General features: G+C 38.4%; 25 protein-coding genes. 3 read left to right on the forward strand and 22 right to left on the reverse strand.

Features of this window, described 5'->3' with window-relative positions; translation table 11 throughout:
- Positions 1–19: 19 nt before the first annotated feature.
- The 18 genes from HFC68_RS06705 to HFC68_RS06790 all read right to left on the reverse strand — a co-directional run bounded on the left by HFC68_RS06705 (position 20) and on the right by HFC68_RS06790 (position 17,339).
- Positions 20–1,036 (reverse strand): NAD(P)H-dependent glycerol-3-phosphate dehydrogenase, encoded by a 1,017-nt coding sequence (locus HFC68_RS06705; protein WP_002834087.1) that lies wholly within the window; start codon positions 1,034–1,036, stop codon positions 20–22.
- Positions 1,037–1,117: 81 nt separating this feature from the next.
- On the reverse strand, positions 1,118–1,954 hold the full coding sequence (gene lgt / locus HFC68_RS06710) for a prolipoprotein diacylglyceryl transferase (RefSeq protein ID WP_002834089.1): 837 nt from the start codon (positions 1,952–1,954) through the stop codon (positions 1,118–1,120).
- Positions 1,955–1,965: 11 nt separating this feature from the next.
- Entirely contained in the window at positions 1,966–2,904 is a 939-nt protein-coding gene (hprK, locus tag HFC68_RS06715) for an HPr(Ser) kinase/phosphatase (protein WP_002834090.1), read from the reverse strand.
- A gap of 17 nt (positions 2,905–2,921) precedes the next feature.
- Positions 2,922–3,278: a phage holin family protein gene (locus tag HFC68_RS06720; protein WP_002834091.1), complete on the reverse strand. Its 357-nt coding sequence runs from the start codon at positions 3,276–3,278 to the stop codon at positions 2,922–2,924.
- Between the two features lie 16 nt (positions 3,279–3,294).
- Positions 3,295–3,609: a PspC domain-containing protein gene (locus HFC68_RS06725; protein ID WP_002834092.1), complete on the reverse strand. Its 315-nt coding sequence runs from the start codon at positions 3,607–3,609 to the stop codon at positions 3,295–3,297.
- Positions 3,610–3,746: 137 nt separating this feature from the next.
- On the reverse strand, positions 3,747–4,430 hold the full coding sequence (gene phoU / locus HFC68_RS06730) for a phosphate signaling complex protein PhoU (RefSeq protein ID WP_002834093.1): 684 nt from the start codon (positions 4,428–4,430) through the stop codon (positions 3,747–3,749).
- An 11-nt stretch (positions 4,431–4,441) separates the two neighbouring features.
- Positions 4,442–5,200: a phosphate ABC transporter ATP-binding protein PstB gene (gene pstB, locus HFC68_RS06735; protein WP_023440049.1), complete on the reverse strand. Its 759-nt coding sequence runs from the start codon at positions 5,198–5,200 to the stop codon at positions 4,442–4,444.
- 13 nt (positions 5,201–5,213) lie between these two features.
- The gene (gene pstB, locus HFC68_RS06740) at positions 5,214–6,011 is read right to left on the reverse strand and encodes a phosphate ABC transporter ATP-binding protein PstB (protein ID WP_171030525.1); all 798 of its coding nucleotides are present in this window, start codon (positions 6,009–6,011) and stop codon (positions 5,214–5,216) included.
- A 20-nt stretch (positions 6,012–6,031) separates the two neighbouring features.
- Positions 6,032–6,919, reverse strand: a complete 888-nt coding sequence (pstA, locus tag HFC68_RS06745) for a phosphate ABC transporter permease PstA (protein ID WP_002834456.1) — start codon at positions 6,917–6,919, stop codon at positions 6,032–6,034.
- On the reverse strand, positions 6,920–7,828 hold the full coding sequence (gene pstC, locus HFC68_RS06750; protein WP_011673073.1) for a phosphate ABC transporter permease subunit PstC: 909 nt from the start codon (positions 7,826–7,828) through the stop codon (positions 6,920–6,922). It lies immediately after the preceding gene.
- Complete coding sequence (locus HFC68_RS06755) at positions 7,828–8,709, reverse strand: phosphate ABC transporter substrate-binding protein PstS family protein (protein WP_167399740.1); 882 nt, start codon at positions 8,707–8,709, stop codon at positions 7,828–7,830. Before HFC68_RS06755 ends, pstC begins: the two co-directional genes overlap by 1 nt.
- 163 nt (positions 8,710–8,872) lie before the next feature.
- Positions 8,873–10,258 (reverse strand): cell wall metabolism sensor histidine kinase WalK, encoded by a 1,386-nt coding sequence (locus tag HFC68_RS06760; RefSeq protein WP_115154644.1) that lies wholly within the window; start codon positions 10,256–10,258, stop codon positions 8,873–8,875.
- Positions 10,230–10,934 carry a response regulator transcription factor gene (locus HFC68_RS06765; protein ID WP_002834460.1) on the reverse strand — a complete coding sequence of 235 codons (705 nt, stop codon included), beginning with the start codon at positions 10,932–10,934 and terminating at the stop codon, positions 10,230–10,232. Before HFC68_RS06765 ends, HFC68_RS06760 begins: the two co-directional genes overlap by 29 nt.
- 10 nt (positions 10,935–10,944) lie before the next feature.
- Positions 10,945–12,061 (reverse strand): peptide chain release factor 2 gene (gene prfB / locus HFC68_RS06770; RefSeq protein ID WP_132981263.1). Its coding sequence is split into 2 segments (ribosomal slippage): positions 10,945–11,988 and positions 11,990–12,061, totalling 1,116 coding nucleotides; the frame shifts between segments, so codons are not numbered across the junction.
- Between the two features lie 81 nt (positions 12,062–12,142).
- Positions 12,143–14,503 carry a preprotein translocase subunit SecA gene (gene secA, locus HFC68_RS06775; protein WP_002834462.1) on the reverse strand — a complete coding sequence of 787 codons (2,361 nt, stop codon included), beginning with the start codon at positions 14,501–14,503 and terminating at the stop codon, positions 12,143–12,145.
- A 160-nt stretch (positions 14,504–14,663) separates the two neighbouring features.
- Positions 14,664–15,218, reverse strand: a complete 555-nt coding sequence (gene hpf, locus HFC68_RS06780; protein ID WP_023440047.1) for a ribosome hibernation-promoting factor, HPF/YfiA family — start codon at positions 15,216–15,218, stop codon at positions 14,664–14,666.
- 130 nt (positions 15,219–15,348) lie between these two features.
- On the reverse strand, positions 15,349–15,780 hold the full coding sequence (locus tag HFC68_RS09360) for a ComF family protein (RefSeq protein WP_011673070.1): 432 nt from the start codon (positions 15,778–15,780) through the stop codon (positions 15,349–15,351).
- A gap of 239 nt (positions 15,781–16,019) precedes the next feature.
- A complete protein-coding gene (locus HFC68_RS06790) occupies positions 16,020–17,339 on the reverse strand; it encodes a DEAD/DEAH box helicase (RefSeq protein ID WP_099299837.1) in 1,320 nt (439 codons plus the stop codon).
- 32 nt (positions 17,340–17,371) lie between these two features.
- Here HFC68_RS06790 and HFC68_RS06795 point away from each other — a divergent pair, with 32 nt between their 5' ends.
- Complete coding sequence (locus tag HFC68_RS06795) at positions 17,372–18,025, forward strand: YigZ family protein (protein ID WP_055126022.1); 654 nt, start codon at positions 17,372–17,374, stop codon at positions 18,023–18,025.
- A 14-nt stretch (positions 18,026–18,039) separates the two neighbouring features.
- Here HFC68_RS06795 and HFC68_RS06800 read toward each other — a convergent pair whose 3' ends face one another.
- From HFC68_RS06800 to groES, 4 genes are all read right to left on the reverse strand, one after another.
- A complete protein-coding gene (locus HFC68_RS06800) occupies positions 18,040–19,200 on the reverse strand; it encodes a glycosyltransferase family 4 protein (RefSeq protein WP_011673068.1) in 1,161 nt (386 codons plus the stop codon).
- A gap of 150 nt (positions 19,201–19,350) precedes the next feature.
- Positions 19,351–21,183 carry an APC family permease gene (locus tag HFC68_RS06805; RefSeq protein ID WP_002834469.1) on the reverse strand — a complete coding sequence of 611 codons (1,833 nt, stop codon included), beginning with the start codon at positions 21,181–21,183 and terminating at the stop codon, positions 19,351–19,353.
- Between the two features lie 343 nt (positions 21,184–21,526).
- The gene (groL, locus tag HFC68_RS06810) at positions 21,527–23,146 is read right to left on the reverse strand and encodes a chaperonin GroEL (protein WP_002834470.1); all 1,620 of its coding nucleotides are present in this window, start codon (positions 23,144–23,146) and stop codon (positions 21,527–21,529) included.
- Between the two features lie 27 nt (positions 23,147–23,173).
- Positions 23,174–23,458 carry a co-chaperone GroES gene (gene groES / locus HFC68_RS06815; RefSeq protein WP_002834471.1) on the reverse strand — a complete coding sequence of 95 codons (285 nt, stop codon included), beginning with the start codon at positions 23,456–23,458 and terminating at the stop codon, positions 23,174–23,176.
- Positions 23,459–23,642: 184 nt separating this feature from the next.
- Between groES and HFC68_RS06820 the strand changes: the two genes are divergently transcribed.
- Both HFC68_RS06820 and HFC68_RS06825 read left to right on the forward strand, forming a co-directional pair.
- On the forward strand, positions 23,643–24,293 hold the full coding sequence (locus HFC68_RS06820; RefSeq protein ID WP_002834472.1) for a CPBP family intramembrane glutamic endopeptidase: 651 nt from the start codon (positions 23,643–23,645) through the stop codon (positions 24,291–24,293).
- Positions 24,294–24,612: 319 nt separating this feature from the next.
- The gene (locus HFC68_RS06825; protein WP_088356103.1) at positions 24,613–25,239 is read left to right on the forward strand and encodes a hypothetical protein; all 627 of its coding nucleotides are present in this window, start codon (positions 24,613–24,615) and stop codon (positions 25,237–25,239) included.
- Positions 25,240–25,262 lie beyond the last annotated feature (23 nt).

Here is a 25,262-nt window from a genome sequence, read left to right on the forward strand (position 1 = left end):
ACCTAACCTCCAAAAATTTTTACTCTAATTCTGACCTACCGTCACGATGCATCAATTCGTCGATTGCTTCCTTGACACCCTTTTCATTATACAATACATCATAGATAGCTTCAGTAATTGGCATTTCGATATTTTTTTGTTGAGCTAATTCATAGGCGGCTTTAGTTGAAGGAACTCCTTCAATCACCATTCCCATTGTATCAATAACTTCGTCTAGTTTCATACCTTGGCCAAGTTCGTTACCCGCACGCCAGTTTCGTGAATGCACACTAGTTGCCGTAACAATCAAATCACCTACACCAGATAAACCGATGAAAGTGAGTGGGTTGGCACCAAAGGCTACTCCTAAACGAGAAATTTCAGCTAAACCACGTGTGATTAAAGCTGCCTTAGCATCATCGCCGTAACCCAAGCCATGTAATGCTCCGGCTCCAATTGCAATTACATTTTTAAGTGCGGCACCCATTTCAACTCCGACAATATCGTCATTAGTATATACGCGGAAGTAATTATTCATAAATAATTTTTGAACTGCTTCAGCACTTGCTAAATCTGAGCTAGCTGCTGTAACAAGTGTTAAATCTTGCTTAGCAACTTCTTCAGCATGACTTGGACCTGAAAGAACTACAATAGCTTGACGTAATTCACTAGGAATTTCTTCCGCTAATACTTCTGACAAACGCTTATGCGTTCCAAGTTCCAAGCCTTTACTTGCATGAACAATAATTGGCTTTTGACCAGTTTTCTTTAAAACTTCAACCATTTGTTGGGCAACTAATCGCATTACCTTGGTTGGTACAACAAACAATACCGCATCAACATCCTTCAACGCTACTTCTAAGTCGGTTGTTGCTACTAAACGTTCGTCATACTTAAAACCGGGAACGTAATGTTCATTGGAGTGCTGCTCGTTAAGTTCTTTAGCTTGTTCCTCCATGTTCGTCCATGCAACTACATCATTGCCATTTTGGACAAGCATGTTAGCTAAAATACTGCCCCATGATCCGGCTCCTAACACTGCAACTTTTTTTACCATAGTTAATCCCCTTACAATCTTAAATTTAAAAATAATTTATGTACCTTTCTATTATCGTATACAAAGGTACTTTACTCAAGTTCATTTTGGTGAAAGCTGATTACCTTCCAAATAATCTGGTAGGCGTTCTCGCATCGATTTACGGCGGAACACCAATATACCAATTGCTCCGATAAAAAGTATTACCGAAAGCCATTGTGACACGCGGATGCCTAATAGCATCAAACTATCAGTGCGCATCCCTTCGACAAAAAAGCGACCAAACGCATACCAAATTACATAGGACAAGAACACTTCCCCTTGTTTGAATAAATGTTTTTTATGTCTCAAACTCATCAATACAATAAAGCCCAAGATGTCCCAAAGCGATTCATATAAAAAAGTTGGTTGACGGTAGGCTCCATCAATCAGCATTTGTTGAATAATAAAATGGGGCAAATGAAGACTTTGGAGAAATGTTAAGCTAGTAATTCTGCCGAAAGCCTCTTGATTCATAAAATTACCCCATCGACCAATACCTTGGGCCATAATCAATACTGGAGCGATGATATCCAACATTAACCAAACTGGAATCCAATTTGCACGACAGAAGAGGTAGACCACGATTCCAGCTCCAATCAAGGCCCCATAAATGGCAATACCACCGTCCCAAACGCGGACAATTTCATCGACATGGTTTTGGTAATATCCCCACTCAAAAATAACGTAATACATTCGAGCGGTAATAATCGCCACTGGTAAGGCCCATAAAATTAAATCATAGATAGAATCTGGATCGATTCTTCGCCTTTTAGCTTCTTGAACTGCCAAAATCGTCGCTAACACCACTGCTGACGCAATGATAATTCCATACCAATGAACTTGAATTCCACCAAGATTAAAGGCAATTGGATTTAGTGCTCCTAACGTTAAATTCACAAAATCCACTCCTATTTCTGGGAATTATCTTTGATCAACTCATTTAAGTTACGATCAAAAACTTTGGTTGCATCATATCCCATATTTTTAGCTCTAAAGTTCATGGTAGCGGCTTCGATAATATCACCGAGGTTTCGTCCAACACGAACTGGGATGGTAATCTTTGGAATATCTAATTCAAAGAAATGTCGTGTTTGTTCGCCGTTACCTAAACGATCGAAATGTGCATCTTTATCCCAATTTTGTAGATGAACAATCACACTAATTTCCGTGTGATTTTTAACCGCACTCGCCCCAAATAGATTCATCACATCAATGATTCCGACACCTCGAATCTCCAAAAGATGACGGAGAATGCGGGGAGCTTCCCCGATTAAGGTTTGTTCATCTTGTTGATAAATATCAACCCGATCATCCGCAATCAGACGATGTCCGCGTTTGATTAGGTCCAACGCCGTTTCACTTTTACCAATTCCAGAGTCTCCCGTAATTAAAACCCCTAATCCATAAATTTCCAGTAGTTCACCATGAATTGAATCACGTTCTGCCAACCGATCTTCTAAAAAGTTGGTCATGTTACTTAGCAGACGTGAGGTTGGTAAAGTTGACGTTAAGATGGGAACCTGATTATTTTTGGCGGCCTGGATCAATTCTTCAGGAATTGGTAAACCACGCGAAACCACAAATGCTGGAGTATCAACGTCCGCCATTCGATCATAAATCTTAGTTCGTTCATCTTTAGTCATACTATCCTTAGCGTACGAAATTTCTGTTTCTCCAAACAGTTGAATTCGTTCATGAGGATAAAATTTAAAGTAATTGGTTAACTCTAAACCTGGACGTGAAATATCACTAACTGTAACTTTTTTTTGTTCTAATAGTTCATCGCCATAAAATACATCTAATCTTATTTTTTCTACTAACTCAGATACTGAAACACCATCGGCCATTGAATGGGCCTCCTTCGCTAACGATTTGTAAAGTGGTTCGAAATAATAGTATTACAAATGGATAAGATTACCGAAATCAACATCGTCATTCCAAAGGATGAAAAATAAAAATTAGATGCTCCTACAAATACGGAAGTTAATTCCAACATGAGAGCGTTAATCACAATACTAAACAAGCCTAAAGTTAACAATGTAATTGGTAATGAAATAATTTGTAGGATGGGCCTGATACTGGCATTCAATATTGCCAAAATCAAACTAGCCACCAAAGCAATCCAGATGCTTGAAACATAGAAATTTCCATTACTTTGGAAAAATCCGGTCAAAGCCACAAAAAGAATGCAATTAACTAATACTCGTTGCCAAAAGCGCATTTAAATTCTCCCATCTTTATTCGTTGACGTCGTGTTCTTCAACGTTTTTAATTTCTTTTCTCTTCTTATTATTTTGAGACTGACCGTTCATACCACCCATATAATTACTGAACATGCTGGCAAAGCCTTGATTTGATTCAATTGGTTTACTAGGCATTAACCAAGCTAAAATAATATATGGGATTAACAGAAGTCCATGTGATACTAACATTAACATCAACATAATCACCCGAGTTAGGGCTTTACTCCAGCCAAAATATTCGGCAATTCCGCCGCTAACCCCGGTTATCAAACGGTCATTTGATTTAGCAAATTTTGTTTTGGAATTCATATTCAAATACTTCACCTCTAAACATTATTGTTAATAGTAATTTTACAGCTTTTGTCTTTCGTTTAGCAAACTTTATACAAAAAAACGAGTAGTTATTACTAAATTTTTAATTTAGCAATAACTACTCGTTTCGTGGTCTAATCAATTCCACCCACATCTGCGACATCTGCATTAATTTCAGTAATCTTTCCTGACTGATTATATAAAATCCACTCTACAACGTTGGTAACATGATCGCCAATTCGTTCAATGTAGTTAGCCACCATTAGATACCCTGCTCCCCCAGTGACTAGTTTGGGGTTAGTTTTCATATTACTCAAAACTTCATTACGAATTTTTTTATAGCTATTATCAATCTGCTCGTTGGCTTTAATTACTTCATCCGCTAATTTACTATCTCTTTTTACGTAGGCATCCATCGTAACATCTAGCATCGTTCGAACAACGTTCGTCATTTCAGCAATTTCGGCTTCGATTTTAGCATCCCGATGATGTCCTTTAATTCGAATAGTTTCTTTGGCAATTCCGACTGCATGATCGCCAATCCGTTCCAGTTCCGAACTAGCTTTTAAGACGACAATCACCTGCCGAAAATCGGCAGCCACGGGTTGTTGTAAGGCCATCAATTTTAAAGCTTGATCTTCTAAAGCAATTTCTTCTTCATTGACGTTATTATCATAATCAATCACGCTCTGCGCCATTTCTCGATCATGGTCAATAAATGATTTAGTCGCACGGTAAATCTGTTCACTAACGTTAATTCCCATCTCCGTAAACTTGCCTAATAGGCGCCTCAACTCATTATCAAAAATCCCTCTCATGCTAGTTCCTCCTATCCAAATTTACCGTTTAAGTAATCGCTCGTCTCCTGTTTTTCAGGATGTGTAAACATATCGACTGTTTTACTAAATTCCACCAAGTTGCCATCCAAGAAAAAAGCTGTTTGATCAGAAATTCGAGATGCTTGTTGCATATTGTGAGTTACGACCGCGATGGTGAATTGATCCTTAATTGCTAATAAACTATCTTCTACCTTTGCTGAAGATACCGGGTCTAACGCACTGGTTGGTTCATCTAGTAAAATAATTTCGGGTTGAACTGCCAAAACCCTTGCAATACAGATTCTTTGCTGCTGTCCTCCAGAAAATGAAAGAGCATTTTCTTTTAAATGATCTTTAGTTTCATCCCAAACGGCCGCCAGCTTTAAACTTTCTTCCACACGTTGATCTAACAGTGCCTTATCTTTTATCCCACTGAGTCGTAGCCCGTAAGTTACGTTATCATAAACCGAAAAAGGAAAAGGATTAGGCTGTTGAAATACCATTCCGACTCGTTTGCGCAGTTCTACCGTATCTGTTTTAGGCGAATAGATGTCTTCGCCATCAAGTCGGATGGCTCCGGTAACCGTAACTTCGGGGTTTAAATCGCTCATTCGATTTAAAGTTCTGATGAACGTCGATTTTCCGCTCCCAGAGGGTCCGATCAGAGCGGTAATTTCTTTTTCAGGGAAGCCGAGACTAATTCCATGCAGAGCTTCCTTTTGTCCGTAATATAAATGAACATTTTCAGCCGTAATAATATCTTTTGCCATATTTTTCTCCTAACTACCCAAAGTTTCCAGAGACATAGTCCTCAGTTAATTTAACTGCTGGATTAGTAAAAATATTTTCTGTCGTATCAAATTCAACAATTTTCCCCATGTGCATAAAAGCAGTGTAATCACTTAGTCGAGAAGCTTGTTCCATACTGTGTGTAACGATAATAATGGTGTATTGTTCTTTTAAGTCATTTAAAGTCATTTCTAATTTGTGGGTTGAAATGGGATCTAAGGCACTAGCAGGCTCATCCATCAATAGAATATCTGGACTCATTGCCAGTGAACGTGCAATACATAGTCGCTGTTGTTGCCCCCCTGACAATGCTAACGCACTACGTTTCAAGTCATCCTTGACTTCATCCCATAAGGCCGCCTGTTTTAAACTTGATTCTACAATGCCGTCAATTTTTGATTTGTCTTTAATACCCATTTCGCGTAATGGAAAACTGATATTGTTGTAAATTGACTTGGCAAAGGGATTTGGACGTTGAAATACCATTCCAATCCGACGCCGCATTTGATAAATATCGACTTCATCCGCATTAACATCCAATCCTCGATACATAATCTCGCCATCTACGCGAGCAATACCATCATTCATCCGATTCAAGCTTCTCAAATAAGTGGATTTCCCCGATCCAGAAGCCCCAATCAAAGCCGTAATGGAATAACGCGGGAATTGCAAAGATGCATCCTGCATGGCATGGTTATCGCCATAATAGACCTGAAGGTTATTCGTTTCTAAAGCAATTTCGCGATCGGCGGGGAAGGTCAAAATTGATTTTTCTTTACGTTTCGTTTCCAACATATGCTTTCCTCCAAATTCTATTTGCTGGCAGTGATTCTACGATAAACATAATTTCCTGCCCAACGGGCCCCAAGATTAAAGACTAATACTGCAATGATTAAAACTGCAGAAGCCCCGGCGGAAACTTGACTGGCATCGGGCATGATTCCTTCGGTATTAATCTTCCAAATATGCACTGCCAAGGTTTCAGCAGGACGGAAAATATTCAAGGGACTGTCGCCACTAAAAGGATTCCAATTTGCGTAGTTTAATACTGGAGCACTCTGTCCAGCGGTAAAAATCAAAGCAGCGGCTTCTCCAAAAACGCGTCCAGCACTTAAAATAATTCCAGTTATGATTCCTGGTAAAGCAGCAGGCACGACCACTTTGGTAACAGTTTTCCAACGGGAGAGTCCTAGTGAAAGTCCCGCCTCTCGTTGTAAATTAGAAACACCATTTAAAGAATTTTCAATATTTCGGGTTAACAGCGGTAGGTTGAAGAAGGTTAAAGCAATCGCTCCTGAGATAATGGAGAATCCTAATTTAAATTGCACTACGAAGAGTAAAAATCCAAATAACCCCACTACTACTGATGGTAAGGAACTTAAAACTTCAATGGTAATTCGAATAGCTTCAGTTACTCGATTTTTCTTCGCATATTCCGCTAAGTAAATTCCAGCTCCAAGCGAAATTGGAAAGGAAATCAACAAGGTTAGAAATAGTAGATAAAAGGAGTTAAAGAGCTGATCACCAATCCCGCCTCCCGCATTAAATGCCGATGCTGGTGAGGTTAAAAATGACCAGGTGACGTGTGGTAACCCCGTAATCAAGATAAAACCTAGTAGAGCCACTAAAATTAAAATAACGATTCCAACTAATAGATAAATAACGGCTGTAGCAATCTTATCAACTCTCTTAGCGTTCATTTAAAATGCTCCCTTCTTTCCAATAAACCTTGTTAGGAGGTTAAATACCAAGGACATTAGTAAGAGCACCAATGCTAATGACCATAAGGCATTATTAGGTAATGTCCCTAAAACTGTATTTCCAATTCCCGTTGTTAACACACTAGTTAACGTTGAGGCTGGTGATACTAAGTCACTTGGTAAAATCGATGCATTACCAATTACCATTTGAACAGCTAAGGCTTCACCAAAGGCTCTAGCCATTCCAAAAATAATAGCAGTTAGTAAGCCTGGAATGGAAGCTCGAATGATAACTTTGTAGATGGTTTGCCACCGTGTGGCTCCCAAAGCCAATGAAGCCTCGCGATAAAACTGTGGAACAGCTTTTAAACTATCAACGTACATGGAAGTTACGGTCGGTAAGACCATGACAAACAGTACGAAGGTTCCCGACAAAATTCCAAAACCAGTTCCACCAAATACTGTTCGAGTAAAGGGCACGACGACCGTCAACCCGATAAATCCGTAAACTACTGATGGAATTCCCACCAACAATTCGATGACCGGTTGTAAAATTTTACGTCCACGTTTTCCTGCAATATCAACCATGAAGATGGCGGTGGCAATCGCAAATGGCGCTGCCAAAAGGGCTGAAAGAACGGTAACACTGAATGATCCTACAATCATCGGTAGTGCGCCCACTAACGCTTGAGGTTTAGCACTCGGATTCCAAACCTGCTTAGTAAAGAAATCAACAATACTCATTTTATTTTCGAAGAAAGTTGCTAAACCTTTAGAAGTAATCATGTATAAAATTGAAAGGACTACCAACATAATCAAAGTTACACAAGCTAAGGAAATTAACTTTCCACGCTGGTCTTGCCTGGAAGCCTTTGATTTACGCGTTAATTCTTTTTTTACTGCATCCATTATTCCTCAGCTCCTTTAATTGGGATTACTTGGTCATCACTTGTTAGTTCTACCTTCATATCATGGATTGAAATATAACCTAAGTCTGAAATTAAATTCTTTTGTACTTTTTCAGATTTCATGTATTTAATAAAGTTATTGGTTGCTGCACTGGCATTAGGTTTCGTATACATGTGCTCATATGACCAAATTTTCCAACGATTATTTTCCACATTTTTAGCGTTAGGTTGAACTCCATCAATCGCTAAATGTTTAATTTGGTTATTAAAATATGAGAATGAAAGATAACTAATCGATCCTGGAGTTGCTTGTACAATTTTTTGTACCGTCCCATTTGAATCTTGTTCTTGAGCATTCAAAGCTGGTTGTCCTTTTAATACCACTCGTTCGAATGATTTCCGGATACCACTCCCTTGAGCTCGATTGATGACCACAATCTTTTGATCGGGTCCCCCCAGTTGTTTCCAGTTTGTAATTTTACCTGTAAATACTTTACGTAGATTAGCCATAGAAATATTTTTAATTGGAACATCTTGGTTGACCACGGGAGCCATTCCAACCACCGCTACCTTATGATCCACCACTTTTTTGGCATCAATTCCATCTTGTTGTTCTGCAAAAACATCTGAATTTCCGATACTTACGGCGCCTTGTTGAACTTGGCTTAGACCGGTCCCAGATCCGCCCCCCTGAACAGTGATATCCACACCGCTATTTTTTACTTGATAATCAGCAGCAGCTTTTTCTACTAATGGTTGTAACGCCGTCGATCCCACAATCGTTACTGAATTTTTTTGAGATGACTTAGACTGACATCCAGTCAAAATCAAGAGTATTGCCATCATCGACGCTAAGATAATCCCCTTATTAACTTTTTTCATGTCCTGGCCTCTTTTCCCTAATCTCTAGCTTCGATTATTAGCATACAAGGGCAACGTAAAGGTTAAATATGAGGTATGTAAAGATTATGTAAAGAATTTTAAAATAGTAAAAAGTGTAAAAAAAAATAAAGCCGAATTAAAATTCAACTTTATTCCACAATATTTAATTAATATCACGCTTGAATTTTACGATCACCGTGGTTCCGCTATCTTCATCTGATTCGATTCGAACGCTACCATTCATATCGTCAACCGCTTCTTTAACAATGGCTAAACCTAATCCAGTACCACCTTTAGTAGCATTATTCACCCGATAAAAACGTTCAAAAACGCGGTCCGTCTGACCTAAAGGAATTCCAATACCAGTATCACTCACTACGAGCTTCCAACGGTCATGATGTGATCCGTAATCAATTTTGATTTTTCCACCTTTTCGATTGTAACTAATCGCATTAGTAATCAAGTTCTTGACGATTTGGAATAAATCATTTTCAATCACTTCTTCGTTAACATCTGCTGGAATATTGTTTTCCACATGTAGATTCATGCTACTGATGTTACTTTCTACTAACTTAAGTTGTTGATCCACATACTTATGTAAATTAATTTCTTTACGTTCTCGTTCACCACTCTTAACGCGCGACATGGTTAAAATATCGTCCGTTAATTGCACTAACTTATCACTTTCAGTCTTAATAATACGTAAGAAATTATCCAAGGTTTCTGGATCGTCCTTGGCTCCGTTTAGTAACGTATCTGCGAAGCCCGCAATCGATGTAATTGGTGTACGAAGTTCGTGCGAAGCATTGTTAACAAAGTCACGTTCAATTTGTTTAGAGCGCACCGTTTCCGTTGCATCGTAAAGTAGCACAATAATTTCAAATTTATGGTGCACTTTAGGACTGTAAACAACCGTTGTTTCATAAATATATGGCTGGTCCCCATCTAGTTTAATTGTTTTGGTAGTACTCTGGCGTGTTCTAAATACGTTATCCACCAATTCACTTAGTTCATGATCCCGAATATCCATGGTATATGGGTGAGGCACGTCGAGTCCAGTAATCCCTAAGTGGTTAATAGCGTACGTGTTAGCCACTTGTAGTTCACGGTGCCGATTGATAACTAGCACTCCTACTGGCAAATTATCCATAATGGCGGTTAATTCACTTTGTTGATTTCTCAAAACGTGAATTTGATGACGCTCATGGGTACCAATTTCATTAACAACTTTAGATAATTTATAAAATGGATCTTCTGGATCCAATTGAATCTTGGGAACATGGTTACCTTTAATAACTTCTTCTAAGTTCTTTCTGAATAACTTTTGACGCTCAATAATTTTCTTTTGATTACTCCAAAATACAATTATTTCAATAACCGTAATTAATAAAATCACGGCGATTAACAGTGTCATATCTACCTTAGTTACTCGTGGATTTTCTTTTACAATTAATTTATACACCAGAAAAGCCATAAAAGCATTTCCAATTAGACTAGCAAAACCGAATTGCACGGTACGCTTAATCGCCTTTTTTCGAGACGAACTCATATCCAAACCCCCTAATGGTTTTGATCAACTGTGGATGTTTGGGATCATTTTCCAGTTTATCCCTCAAATGACTGATGTGGATATCCACAATACGGGTCTGTCCCCCATATTCATATCCCCAAACTTTTTCCAAAATTTGATCGCGTGATAAAACTTGGTTGGCATTTTTGTATAAATACCTTAATAGTTTAAATTCATTGGGTGTTAATTGAATTTTTTCATTATTCTTCTTAACCACCATTCTTTTGAAATCAATGGCGATATTTTCTGCTTGTAGAGTTGGATCAATTTCAGCCAAATTAATTGCCCGATCAGTCCGTCGCAAGATTACTTTAATCCGTGAAAGAAGCTCCTGAGGACTAAATGGTTTGGTAATATAATCATCTGCCCCTAATTCCAATCCCAATATTTTATCAACTTGACTAGTCTTAGCCGTCAACATAATAATTGGAATTTGTTCATCAAACTTGCGAATTTGTTTGGTAGCTTCAATTCCATCCAATTGAGGGAGCATTAAATCCATAATCACAAAATCAACTAAGCCCTTTTGGACGATTTCCACCGCATCTAAACCATTATCCACACTCACAACTTGATAATTAGCTTGTTCCAAATTATAAGTAATCAAAGTCACAATTGCTGGCTCATCATCTACAACTAATATCGTCTTTGACATCCGAATCCCCCTATTTTGGATTATCTTCTTTCAATTTCCATTGCAAATAAGCATTGATAAAACCATCGAGATCCCCATCCATCACACCTTGAACGTTAGCCGTCTCAAAGTTGCTTCGATGATCTTTAACCATAGAATAGGGATGGAAAACGTAAGAACGAATCTGCGATCCCCATCCTATTTCAAGTTGAATGCCTTCTATTTTAGCCTTTTCTTCTGCTTTCTTTTGTTCTTCAAGCTCAAATAGCTTAGCCTTCAACATACTCATAGCGGTAGCCCGATTTTGTAATTGAGAACGCTCTGCTTGACTCGCAACTACAATTCCAGTTGGCAAATGCGTAATTCGCACCGCTGAAGAAGTCTTGTTAATATGCTGTCCACCAGCACCACTAGAACGATATACATCCACCCGTAAATCATCTTGGTTAATGTTAACTTCAACCGAATCATCCAATTCCGGCATAACGTCGACTGATGCAAAAGAAGTATGCCGTCGTCCAGCAGAATCAAATGGTGATAGTCTTACTAGCCGATGAACTCCCTTTTCAGAGCGTAAATAACCATATGCGTTGTGACCGACAATTCGCATGGTTACACTACTAATTCCTGCCACTTCACCTGCTTGGTAATCTTCAATTTGAACCTTAAACTGATGCTGCTCAGCCCAACGCGTGTACATTCTTAGCAACATGGAACCCCAATCTTGAGATTCTGTTCCTCCCGCTCCGGGGTGAATTTCTACAATTGCGTTATTGGCATCATATTTACCATTAAGCAATAATCCTAAACGGTAATCCTGCAATAATTTAGCCGTGGCGGCTAATTCACTCTCAAACTCACTTTGAACGTCAGGATCATCTTCCATTTCCAATAATTCAGCAGTTACCTCTAAGTTTTCAACATGGTCGGTTAAATTTTTAAAATTATCGTATTTTTGTTTTAACTCATTATTTTCATTGATAACAATTTGAGCCTGTTCTTGATTATCCCAAAAGTTAGGCTCTGCCATTTTGGCCTCATTGACACTGATACTTTCATTCAAAGCATCTAAGTCAAAGAGACCTCCCGAAGTCAGCGACTTCTTTTTTCATATCTTCAATTTGATGTTTTGCTTCAACTAGCTCCATATAAGTTAGCTCCTTTTTTCATTTCACATTAAAAAACTGGGAACGGTCAAATTACCTTCCCAGTTTTATATTATAAATCAACTACCGTTGAAGATTTTGACGAATTTCAGATTTCATAAATAATCGAGTAGTTTCATATTCAATATCTGTAATCATTTCATTGAACATTCGGTAACCTTCTTGTTGATATTCAACTAATGGATTTAACTGTCCATAGCCTCGAAGTCCAACTGATTGACGTAATTGATCCATGGCATCAATATGATCGGTCCAGTGTTGATCAACCACTCGGAGAATCACAACTTTTTCAAATTCTAGAATTTGAGCTGGGTCGTACAAAGCTTTTTCTTTTTCAATGTACATTTGATCAGCTAGTTGTTTCAAGTAGTCCTTAATTTCTTTAGCAGACATCCCTTCCACATCAGCTTGATGAATGTCTTTATCTGAAACCAAGGCAGTCCGTGCAAATTCTACAATGGTTTCTAAATCAAAGTTCTTTTGAGTTTTTTGGGTATGGGCATCAACCACGCGATCAATCGTTCGATCAACCATCGGCATTAGCACATCTTTTAGGCTAGTTTCTTCCATGATTACTTGTTGACGTTCAGCGTAAATCACTTCACGTTGCGCACGCATAACATCATCGTATTGAAGAACGTTCTTACGAGCATCGTAGTTATTACCTTCAACTCGTTTTTGAGCAGATTCAACTTGACGGCTAATTAAACCACTTCGAATAACTGCATCTTCATCCGCAATTTTCATCCTAGAAAGCAAATCTTTGATTCGTTCTGAACCAAAACGAATCATCAAGTCATCTTCTAGTGAAAGATAGAATTGGGACATTCCGACATCACCTTGACGTCCCGAACGACCACGAAGCTGATTATCGATCCGCCGTGATTCATGCCGTTCAGTACCAATTACAGCTAAACCACCTAGTTCAACTACGCCAGGTCCTAATTTAATATCAGTACCACGACCAGCCATATTAGTAGCAATTGTTACCGCACCCTTTTGACCGGCGTTGGTAACAATTTCAGCTTCACGGGCATGATTCTTAGCATTCAAAACAACATGTGGAATACCTTCTCGATCAAGCAAGCGTGAGAGATATTCTGAAGTTTCAACTGCAACCGTACCAACTAGAACTGGTTGACCTTTAATATGCAAATCACGGATTTCCTTCACCACTGCCTTAAATTTACTTTCCAAAGTTGGATAAAGTAAATCTGGACGGTCATCACGGGCCACCGGACGGTTGGTTGGAATGGTTGTAACTTCCATATTGTAAATTTCACGGAATTCTTCTGCTTCAGTCCGAGCTGTACCGGTCATCCCTGAAAGTTTACGATACATTCTAAACAAGTTTTGGTAGGTGATGTTGGCCATAGTTTTAGCCCCATCTTGAATTTCAACGTGCTCCTTAGCTTCAATCGCTTGGTGCAGTCCATCAGAAAAACGACGGCCTTCCATTACACGACCTGTAAAAGAATCAACGATTAAGACTTCACCATCTGAAACCACGTAGTCCTTGTCTTTAGTCATAATATAATTTGCCCGAAGAGCTTGATCAATATGATGGTTCAACGCACTATTTTCAACATCGTAGAGGTTGTCGGTTTTAAAGAAGTTTTCCGCACGACGAATCCCATTTTCTGTTAATGAGATGGATTTTGATTCCCAATCAATCGTGTAATCACCATCAGCCAAAGTCTTCACGTAACGGTCAGCACGTTCATATAGCGTAACAGTTGGTTCGGTCTGACCAGAAATAATCAGAGGTGTCCTGGCTTCATCAATTAAAATTGAATCAACCTCATCAATCAAGGCGAAGTTTAGAGGACGCTGTACCATATCCTCTTTATACACAACCATGTTATCTCTTAAGTAATCAAAACCGATTTCACTGTTCGTTGAATAAGTGATATCACAATTGTAAGCTTCACGTTTTTGGTCGGGAGTCATTTCTGAAGAATTAACCCCTACTGTTAGGCCAAGCCATTTATAAAGCTCACCCATTTCACTTGAGTCACGTTCAGCCAAATATTCATTAACAGTAACAACGTGAACCCCTTTACCACCTAAGGCATTCAGATACACGGGTAATGTGGCCGTTAAAGTCTTACCTTCACCAGTTTTCATTTCAGCAATGTTACCACCATGAAGTACCATTCCACCAATTAATTGGACGCGAAATGGGAATAAGCCTAATACTCGCTTAGCTGCTTCACGTGCGACTGCAAAAGCTTCAACTAAAATATCATCTAAAGTTTCGCCATTTTGTAGACGCTCTTTAAACTCTGTAGTTTTAGCCTTAAGTTTTTCATCATTTAGTTGTTCCATTTCTTCTTTTAGGGCTTCAATCTTATCCGCTTTTTTACCGAGTCTTTTTAACTCACGCGCATCACTTTCCACCCATTTTTTTAAAATGTTTGCCATGTACTATTTCCTTCCGTACTAACTTAATCGTAAAAACGATAACCTGTTTAAGTTTATCATTTTTATTATTACAATCAAACTAATCTTAAATATATTTAAAAAGCTTAACAAACCGTTGGAAGTTTGTTAAGCAATTTTGTTTTGTATTTATTTAGCGGATCTAATCGTTAGCAGATTCGATCAAACCATAGCGTCCATCGCGACGGCGATAAACAATATCAACTGATCCACTTTCTGCATCTTCATAGATAAAGAAGTTATGTCCTAGCATGTCCATTTGCAAGATTGCTTCTTCACTTCCCATTGGTTTCAAGGATACTTGTTTAGTACGAACGATGTCAAATTGACTGGTTTCCTCTTCGTTCTCTACAATATCACCACTAGGGATTTCAACCCCTTTGTATCCTGTTTCACGCGATTTGCGGTTAATTTTTGTTTTGTATTTACGTAGTTGACGTTCCAATTTATCAGTTACTAAGTCAACACTCGCATATAAATCAGGCGAAGTTTCTTCTGCTCGTAATACCAAGTATGGCAATGGAATCGTTACTTCAACCTTAGCCGTTTTGTCTTGGTATACTTTCAAGTTAACGTGAGCCTTTGGATTGGCACCTTGTTCAAAGTATTTTTCAATCTTACCAATTCGTTTCTCAACATAATCCCGAATTGCTTCTGTTACCTCAATATTTTCACCACGTACATTAAAATCAAGCATAAGACTTCTCTCCTTTCAACTGTGGATAAACTGCATCCACTAACAGAAATATATATTCTACTTCATGTATTTCTGTACAACTTCATTATAAATGAAAACGCTACAATAAACAATGAATATACCCAAATAACTACCGACAAAGCGTGACTGAACGGACTTGGGTCGCGCCATTTCTTAGTAAAGTGGTCCGAGCTTGTCGAAGGGTGGCTCCGGTCGTATAAATATCGTCCACCAACAAAATATGTTCACCACTAATATCACATCCGCTTTTCAAAATAAAAGAACTATCTTGCTGTAGTCGCTCTCTTCTTGAACGTTGAAATTGATGTAAACTATCGTTTGAGCGCTGATTAATCAAAACATCTTTCCAATCCAGACCTTCCATCAATCCAGTTACTTGGTTAAATCCACGTGAGGTCATTGTACTCTCATCAACTGGGATCGGAACAATCAACTCGTTTTCTTTAAGGATCTTTTGAATAAAATTAACAAATTGATCTTGAAAAACTTTTCTCAGTAAATAATCTCCCTGAAACTTATAATGCTGAAAAAAATTACGCATCGCCTCATCATATTGAAACATGGCTCGATTTACGAACTGATCATTCCATTGTTGACAGTCCGCACACTCAAGAATTGCTGAAAGTTTTCCACATCTAATACACGTTTTGTGATCTACTAATGTAGAAAAACTCGTTATACACCCCTCGCAAACTAACTTTGGAGTAATTTTTCTGAAACTTAAAATAAAAGATAAATCTAAATTATTATTTAATCCACGGTTACAAAGTAAGCAACTTTTCAACATTCACTCGCCTTTCGATTCATAAATTTGATTTGAGCTTGAGCTCTTTTTATATTTCGATTTAACATTGGACAAATAAATAATACAGTCCCCTTGGGTCGTTGGGGGCTTCGACCAACTCGACCAGCAATTTGAACCAATGCTGCCATGGAAAAGACGGCATCATCTGCTCCTAAAACAACGACATCAATACCTGGAAAAGTCACTCCACGTTCAAGAATAGTGGTCGTAATTAAAGCGTCAATTTCCTGTTTACGCATCATTTGCACTTTAGCCACCCGCTCTGGATCTGCTGCGTGAACTGTTAAAACTTTGACCGTGGGAAAGACCTGTTGCAAAGCCTCCAATACTTTCGGTAGCACCTCAATTTTGGGAACAAAGATTAAAAATTGGCGCTGTGCTTGAATTTGTTCCTTAATAAATCGGCTTAATGGGCTTGGCAATCGACCCTTTCTTAACTTTTTCATCCAATTTTGCCCACTCACTACTTTAATTTCTGGTAGTGGATGTCCATGAAAACGCCGAGTTAGATAACTGGTGGCTAATTTAGCTTGCCGACTTTGCTGTAAAAGTTTTCCGTCTGGGGTAGCTGTAAGATAAATGGTCGATCCTTGTAATTTACGGGCCTGTTTGGTTGCATAATGCAGCTCAGGATTCATCGCATAGGGAAAAGAATCCACTTCATCAATGATTAAAACATCAAAGGCGTGGTAAAATCGTAGTAATTGATGCGTTGTACAGAGCACAAACTGCGTATATTCATAGGGAGCTGGGGATCGACCATGAAGCAAGGCAATTTTGGCCTGTGGAAAAGCTTCTTGAAATCGAGGAAACAGCTCTAAGACCACGTCAATTCGGGGCGAAGCCACGCATATCCTTTTTTGTTTTTGTAAGGCATGGTTAATTCCCGGGAAGAGCATTTCAGTTTTCCCTGCCCCAGTAACCGCCCAAAGTAAACGATTTTGTTGCTGATCAATGGAATTAATAATCGCTTTTGAACAGCGAGCTTGCGGAACAGTTAACTTTCCCGGCCATTCTAAATAACTCTGATTCGCCACAAAATTATTAGGCTCAGGAATGGTCGCTAACTGAACCAGGGTAGAAACTCTACCTAAGTTGATACATTTACGGCAATAGAATTGATGATCTGGTAACGCCCCATCCCTACTAGAGGTAATTGCGCCACATCGTTGGCAGTGAATTTGATTTCCTTTCATTACAATTGCTGGTCGACAATCAAGCGCATCCGTTGGTACTGCATTAATTGGCTGTAAAACTAGCCGTCCATAGTATTTTTGCTTTTCTATTTCTTCCATATTTATTAAATACCCAAAAAGGAGTCTTTTTCTTGAAACCAATCTTATCCGTCAAAGAAAATTTTAAAATTGAACAAGATATCAAAAAATCAAGATTTATTACTCGGATTATTCCCATTCAAAGTGAAGAGGAAGCCAATCAACTTTTAACGGAAATCCGCGCAACCGAAGCTAGAGCTAATCACAACTGTTTTGCCTACATTTTGGGTGACCAGCAAGATGTCCAACGGGCTTCTGATGATGGTGAACCTTCCGGAACAGCCGGCGCTCCTATCCTAGAGGTTTTAAAACGCGAGAACTTAACTAATGTATTGATCGTCGTGACGCGTTACTTCGGTGGCATTAAGTTAGGAGCAGGCGGTTTAATTCGCGCCTATGGATCAAGTACTTCCCTAGCCGTTAATAATGCTGCTTTGATTCAACTTGTTGATCAAGAGCTTTTATCGATTAAACTTGATTATCAAAACAATGATCAATTAGTTTATTATCTTGAACAACATCATTTAAACCAGTTAGAAACGGAATACACTACCCAAGTAACTACTACTATTTCAATTTCCAAAGAACAATTAGAACCCTTAAAGCAAGAACTAATCGGTCTTTTTAGTGGGAATGTGGCCTTTAAGGATTTAGGTACCGAACGAGTTCAAATTCCATATCAAAAAAATGAGGATGACAACGACTAATATCGTTATTATCCTCATTTTTTATGGCGTTCACTACGTGTGCGAACTTTATCTTTTAAAGTGTTCTCTTCTTTAAATTCATTACTATCTACTTTAGAAGTATTAGAGCGTACGAGCTTTCGAATCCAATTTAGCATTGGCGTACGGTTTTCGCCCACTAATCCAATTGCTTCCACAAAAATCTCGATTCCAATCAAAATTCCGATGGTTAACAACACTGAGCCCCACAACGTAGAAACGGGATATAGCAGCGCAATAAAGGAAAAGATTAGTGAAATTCCATAAATCACTAACACTGTTTGTCGATGGGTTAAACCCATTTGCATCAAACGATGATGTAGATGACGTTTATCAGCGTGTGAAATAGATTCCTTATTTAATAATCTTCTCAAAATTGCATAAACCGTATCAGTCAATGGCACACCCAAAATCATAACTGGAATTAAAATTGTGATAAAGGTTGCATTTTTCAAACCAGATAGTGAGAAAATTGAAATCATAAATCCGATAAATAAAGCTCCCGTATCACCGAGATAAATCCGTGCTGGAAAGAAATTGTAAGGTAAAAAACCAATTTCAGCTGCTACCAAGGTAAAAATCATGATTACAATGTAGATATTAGTAGATGGTAGAAAGAATAGTCCGGTAAATCCTGTGGTAAACAACGCAATGATTGTTACCCCAGTCGCTAGACCATCTAACCCATCTAATAAATTAATCGCATTTGTAATAGCTGCTATCCATAGCAACGTAATTGGTAACGAAAACCACCCGAAGTTAACAATTCCAATAAATGGGAAAGTTAACGTCGTCATCCGAACGTTAGCAAATAGATACACCGCTAACGCCGCTAACAAGATTCCAATCATTTTTTGTATAGGTCTTAATTCAAAAATATCATCGATAATTCCTGTTACTAAAATAATGCATTCCCCGAAGAAAATTCCGTAAAACTGCGGATTAGGTATTTGATTTCTCAATAAGAAAAATAATGAGAAATTGAAGGCAATGAAGATTGCCAATCCCCCCATGGTTGGCATTGGTACTTTATTGACTCGCCTAGCTGTCGGTTTGTCAATGGCACCAACTTTGAATGAAATCCTCCGGACAAATGGTGTTAAGATCGCCGAAATGATCATTGTCGCAAATAAACTAACAATTATTTCAAATCGCATAATTTGTCCTCTTTTTGTTCGTAATAAGCACATTATACCTAAACTCATGAGCCTTATACAATCTTCTTCACTAAAAATGCAAAGAATTTAAATTATTTTTTCATATTTTGACACAAAAAAACCTAGCCTCAGCTAGGTTTTACTTTTTATTTATTTCAGATGGTAATTATAGGTTGAGACAATAATATTCTCACGCGAGTTCAAAGAAGCACGTAAACGCAAACCAGTTTGGTTATGCAAAATATTTTGCCATGGTTTTCTTGGAACAAACTGTGGAACTAACACAGTAGTTGTGTAGTTTCGTTCAGCCGCACGCCGGGCAATCACATCACAGAAACGTAAGGTTGGGTTCGTAATTGAGCGATAAGATGAATGGATATCAATGAAACGTACATCTGGATATTCAGCTTTAAATTCCATCGCGGTCTTATGTTCTTTTTCAGGATTAGCATCAAAAGAGACATGCATTGCAATTACGTAGTCCCCGATTGAACGAGCGTAGTTAATTGCTCCAGAAGTAACTTGAGTAACGTTGCTAACTAAGACAATCACAGTTGAACCATCATAGTCATGCAAGTTAACTTTACCTTTTTCAATTACTCGTAATTGATCAGCAACTTCATCGTAATGTTTACGAATCTTGTAGAACATTCTTAACAAGAGTGGCATAACAATAAAGTATGGCCAAACATTGCTAAAGTGTAAGAATAGCAAACAAATTACTAAAACGGCTGATAGTAAAGCTCCCAGCAAGTTAGCAGAAGCATTTATCATCCACTTTTTACCGCCTTCACGCTTCCAATGAACAATCATTCCTGATTGTGACAATGTGAAAGGTACGAAAACCCCGATGGCATACAATGGAATCAATAGTCCTGTTTGTCCACCAAAGATTAAAATCAAAACGATTGCTCCGGCAGCCAAGGAAATAATACCGTTGGAATAGCCTAAACGGTCACCACGATCCATATAAGCATGTGGCATAAACTTATCTTTAGCTAAGTTATATGCCAACATTGGAAAGGCTGAGAAACCAGTATTAGCAGCCACGGCCAAAATCAATGCCGTTGATAATTGGAGGATGTAGTAGAAAATACCATGTCCAAAAATTGTCACACCGATTTGAGATAAAACGGTTTGAGAAGAACTTGGTGTAATTCCACTGTAGTATGCCAAGAACGTAATTCCAGCAAAGAATGAAGCCAAAATCAATGACATAATGGCTAAGGTTCCTGCAGCATTCTTACGACGTGGTTTCTTAAAGTTAGGAACAGCATTACTAATCGCTTCAACCCCAGTCAGAGAAGAAGAACCAGACGATAGTGCTCTAAGGAAAATCACAAAAGTCATCCCGGGCACTGCTGATCCCACTGCGGAAGCCGCATGATAAGCCACTTGACCAGTTGCAATGTTGTATAAACCAACCACAATCATCAAGGAAATAACCACGATAAATAGGTAAACCGGAATCGTTAAGAAACTAGCTGATTCTCGTAGTCCCCGCAGATTCAGCGCCATAATTCCCAGTACAATCAAAACCGCAATGGCAATATGGTACTTTTGCAATGCTGGAATCGCCGACGTAATCGCTTCTGTACCAGAGGTCACACTAACCGCTACGGTCAGCATGTAATCCACTAAAAGTGAGCCACCGGCCACCAGACCGGCAGACGTCCCCCAATTTTTACTAGCTACTACATACGCCCCACCACCAGATGGATAAGCCTTAATAATTTGGCGGTATGACACGGTAATCGCGAATAATAGCACTAATACAATCCCAGCAATTGGAATTGAATACCAAGTTGCAGCGGCAGATAAAACAATCAAAACCGACAAAATTTCTTCGGTACCATATGCAATAGATGATAAAGCATCTGAAGATAGCAAGGCGAGGGCTTTGAACTTCGTTAAAGCTTGTCCACTCTCGTCGAGCGTTTTCAGTGGTTTACCAATTAAAATACGCTTCAAATACGAAAACATCTTTTACTCTCCATTTTCAAAAATATGCAAGTGAAATTCTACTCCAAATCTCGCAAAATGACTAGCACAATTTTTAAGATTATAATTCATATACTGATAATAACAGAATTCATCTGAATAAGGTGTAATTTAAACGTAATATTCCTCAGTCCAGTAAAGAAGTTTTTTAACTTCTAAGTTATTCTAATTCATATTCTCCTAGTTGGAAATAAAAAAGAATCCACAATGCTGATCGCATCATGGATTCTTTTAATTTAAATTAGTCTAGTTTAGCGTTGGAGAGCTGAATTTTCGGCAAACCTTCGCATCTTCCTAATTTAAATCGTTAGTTCTAAGAATTAAATTACATCATACCGCCCATACCTGGAGCTGGTGCTGCAGGAGCTGGGTTGTCTTCTGGTAAGTCAGCAACTACTGCTTCAGTAGTTAACAATAATGCTGATACACTAGCAGCATTTTGAAGTGCTGAACGTGTAACCTTTGTAGGATCAACGATTCCGGCTTCAACCATGTCGACCCATTCGTCGTTAGCGGCGTTGTATCCAACACCTGGCTTTTGACCCTTAAGTTTTGTAACGATTACTGAACCTTCTTCGCCGGCATTTTCAGCAATTTGACGAACTGGTTCTTCAAGCGCACGACGTACAATGTTAACACCTGTAGCTTCATCGCCTTCAGCTTCGACGTCTTCAAGGTCTGAAATAACGTTAGCAAGTGCTGTACCACCACCAGGAACAAAACCTTCTTCAACGGCAGCTCTAGTAGCGTTTAAAGCATCTTCGATACGGTATTTCTTTTCTTTAAGTTCTGTTTCAGTAGCAGCACCAACACGGATTACTGCAACACCACCAGATAACTTAGCAAGACGTTCTTGAAGTTTTTCCTTGTCGAAGTCAGAAGTTGTTTCACTGATTTGTTGTTTGATAATTCCCACACGTTCAGCGATTTGTTCTTGGCTTCCGGCACCTTCAACGATGGTTGTATCATCTTTAGTAACTGTAACCTTGTTAGATTGACCAAGTTGTTCGATAGTAACGTCCTTCAAGTTCAAACCAAGGTCATCTGTAATTACAGTACCACCAGTTAGGATAGCAATGTCTTCCAATTGTTCCTTACGACGATCACCAAAGCCAGGAGCCTTAACCGCAACTACGTTGAAGGTTCCACGCATCTTATTCAAAACAAGTGTTGGTAGTGCTTCACCTGTAATGTCGTCCGCAATAATCAACAATGAGCGGCTTTGTTCAACTACTGATTGAAGAACTGGAAGAATATCTTGGATATTACCGATCTTCTTATCAGTGATTAAGATGTATGGATTATCAAGGTTAGCTTCCATCTTGTCGTTGTCAGTTACCATGTATTGTGACATGTATCCACGGTCAAATTGCATACCTTCCACAACATCCAATGTTGTGTCAACTCCACGAGATTCTTCAATGGTGATAACCCCATCGTTACCAACTTTTTCCATAGCGTTAGCAATCAACTTGCCAACTTCTGGGTTAGCAGAAGAAATTGAAGCGATTTGAGCAATATCATCTTTAGTCTTTACTTCATGTGACATCTTGTGGAGAGCTTCAACTGCTTTACTTGTTGCTTTTTCAATACCGCGACGGATACCAACAGGGTTAGCACCAGCAGTAACGTTCTTCATTCCTTCATTGACGATTGCTTGAGTAAGAACCGTAGCGGTAGTTGTACCATCACCAGCAATGTCGTTGGTCTTTGAAGCAACTTCTGAAACTAATTTAGCACCCATATTTTCAAAATGATCTTCAAGTTCGATTGCCTTAGCAATTGTCACACCATCATTAGTAATTGTAGGTGAACCGTATGATTGTTCCAAGACCACATTACGGCCTTTAGGTCCGATTGTTGACTTAACGGTGTCAGCTAACTTATCTACACCCTTAAGCATTTTTGTACGTGCATCTTCTGAAAATTTAATTTCTTTAGCCATTATCAACACTCCTAAATTAAAAATTAATTATTCAACTACTGCAACTAAGTCCTTTTCATGGACAACTAAGTATTTTTTATCTTCGTATGAAACTTCAGTACCAGCATATTTGTCATATACTACTGTATCGCCAACTTTGACGTTCATTGGTACTGTTTGACCATTGTCTAAAACTGTACCGTTACCGACAGCGATAATCTTTCCAGTTTGGGACTTTTCTTTAGCATTGCTTGCAAGTACGATGCCTCCGACAGTTTGTTCTTCTTCATCTTTAGCTTCTAAAATAACGCGATCTCCTAAAGGTTTTAACACGTGAATCCCTCCAAATATAATTTACTGATAAGATTTGTTTAGCACTCGTCATCTCTAAGTGCTAACTACAATGATAACTATATCATGATTTTTTTAGATTGCAAGTATTTTTGACCTTTATTAACCAATCAAATTTAGCAATACTTTAAATATGCTATACTAGCAGGAATAAAGGAGGGTTGAGATGAAAATTTCTAAGAGTTCAATTTTAACTTTAATTACGTATTTAATAATTTTCCTTCTACCTAGCATTTTAAACGTGTTTATTAATCTGGGGGCTGGGTTTATCTGGGTTGAAACTGTCGACTACTTGGTTGGCGCACTGCTACTAATCTTTATTAGTAGTAAAACCAACGAAATCAACCATATCGAATCTAATCGTAAATCTTTTCTATATGCTATTGCTTGGGGAATCATTGGAACAGCCTTAGTAATTTTGCTGCAATTTGTGATTAGCTATATTACGATCATTTTTGGAAGTAATCCTACTTCTCAAAACACCGCAACCTTGGTGACTTTGGCTAAAACCAATCCATTTTTCATTTTAGCGATCACCGTGGGAGCTCCAATCATGGAAGAGTTGGTTTTTAGAAAAGTTTTATTTGGTAACCTCAGTGCAATGTTTGGATCTGATTCCACGCTGGGATTCACCGTCATGGCCATCATTTCTAGTCTAGCATTTGCATTTATGCACAACGATAGTCACATCTTTCTATATGCGGCCATTGGTTTGCTATTCTGTTGGTTGTACAAAAAGACCGGACGTATTCAAACTTCGATGATTGCTCATATTTTAATGAATTCGGTCGTTATTTTACCGTTAGTAATTAAATAACAAAAAGAATCATTTTAGTTTCACTAAGTATTAGTGGCTAAAAATGATTCTTTTTAATTTGTTATTTTGGACTGTCGAACTAGTTGTGGAAAATTGTAACAGCTGGCTAAGCCGTTGCGGGGGTATAAGTCTATATTTGATGATTTTGATTTAACGTGTTTAGTTTCATTTTTGTAATTTTACACCTCCTTCCAATACTTTTAAACGTTTACAACACCATTTTTATAGTGTTTAACCTCCTTTAAGGTAATGTCCATATATGTTAGAATCAAGGCAGGATTATTGTGATTTACAAATAATTATGGGGGAGTGTTTTATTATGAAAAAAATTGCTTCAATTGCACTTTTAGCATTGGTTCCACTGACGCTTGCTAGCTGCGGATCTGGAAACCAAAAACCAGATTCTCAGTCTTCAAATGCTACTTCTAAAACAGAAAAGGTTAGCAAAAAGGCTAGCTCAAAAACTAGTTCTAAGAAAGATAAAGAAGCTTCATCATCTTCAAAAGCAAGTTCTAATAGTTCATCTTCAACTAAGGATGATCAAACTTCATCAAGCGTTGCTAGCGCAAGTAGTTCTACTTCCAAAGCTTCCAATAGTGCTATTAGTTCCTCTAGTAAGTCTGAAAATAACCATAATAGCTCAAATAAAACGAGTTCTAATAACCTAAGTCGTGCAGATTTAACTGCCGCTGAACAACAAAATAATCATCAACCGTTAGCTGATGAAACTATCCAAACTTCTGAGGCGGCCATCAATCTAGTTAAAGCCAAATATGGCGATAAGGGTTGGAAAGTAGCTTATAGTTCCGTTGGTAAATCCTCCCCTATTTATTTCCACGTTACTTCCGACCATGATGGTTCATATTATGTCTACGCTAATGGAGTCGTTCAAAATGCCGGTGGTGATTTATCTGACCACGCTAGCGAAATTCAAAATATTAAATAAACAAAAAAATTCAACCAACGTCG

The sequence above is a fragment of the Pediococcus sp. EKM201D genome, assembly GCF_011800215.1.
GTDB lineage: Bacteria > Bacillota > Bacilli > Lactobacillales > Lactobacillaceae > Pediococcus > Pediococcus pentosaceus.